Here is a 1,064-nt window from a genome sequence, read left to right on the forward strand (position 1 = left end):
CATCGAACTCGGCGAAATCGAAGCCCGACTCCTCGAACACCACACCATCCGCGAAGCCATCGTCATCGCACACGACGACCGCCTCAACGCCTACTACGTCCCCAACACCACCATCGACGTCGAGACCCTGCGCGACGCACTGGACAAGGTGCTGCCGTCGTACATGGTGCCCTCGGCCTTCGTCGCGCTCGACGCCCTGCCACTCACCCCCAACGGCAAGGTCGACCGCGACAAACTGCCAGCCCCCGACGGCGACGCAGTGGTCACCCGCGGCTACCAGGCGCCCGTCGGCCCCGTTGAGGAGTCGCTGGCCGCCATCTGGGCGGACCTGCTGGGCGTGGAGCGCATCGGTCGCGACGACGACTTCTTCGAACTCGGCGGCCACTCCCTCCTCGCCGTCTCCTTGGTGGAACGGATGCGGCAGGCAGGCCTCTCTTGCGACGTCCGGGCGGTCTTCACCACTCCCACCATCGCCGGACTCGCCACCGCGGTGGCCGCCGGAGGCGGCACCGAAGTCCAGGTGCCACCCAACGCCATCCCGGCCGACGCCGAGGCCATCACGCCCGCCATGCTGCCCCTGGTCGAGCTGACCGAAGAGCACATCGCCAAGGTCGTGTCCACGGTCCCCGGCGGAGCCCGGAACATCCAGGACATCTACCCCCTCGCCCCGCTCCAGGAAGGCATCTTCTTCCACCACCTCATGGGCGGCGAAGGCGACGCCTACCTACTCTCCAGCGTGTCCGCCGTGCCCTCGCGCGAATGGATCGGCGATTTCGCCCACGCGTTGCAGACCGTGGTGAGCCGCCACGACATCCTGCGGACCGCCGTCGTCGGGGAGGGCCTGCCGCAGCCCGTCCAGGTGGTGCGGCGGCACGTCGAGGCGCCGGTCGAGGAAGTGACCCTCGACGCCGACGAAGACGCGGTGGCCCAGCTCCAGGCCCGCTTCGACCCTCGGCGCTACCGGCTGGACTTGGAGCAGGCGCCGCTGCTGCGGGTGGTCACTGCCTACGACGAGCCGAACGACCGGTGGCTGCTGATGGTGCTGATGCACCACCTGATCGGCG

1 protein-coding gene is annotated in these 1,064 nt (G+C 69.3%); it reads left to right on the forward strand.

The annotated features are described in order from the left end of the window. A partial coding sequence (locus LCH29_RS44010; protein ID WP_446467298.1) for a condensation domain-containing protein occupies positions 1 to 1,064 on the forward strand: 1,064 nt, incomplete at both ends.

It is taken from the genome of Streptomyces sp. BRA346 (assembly GCF_052851135.1).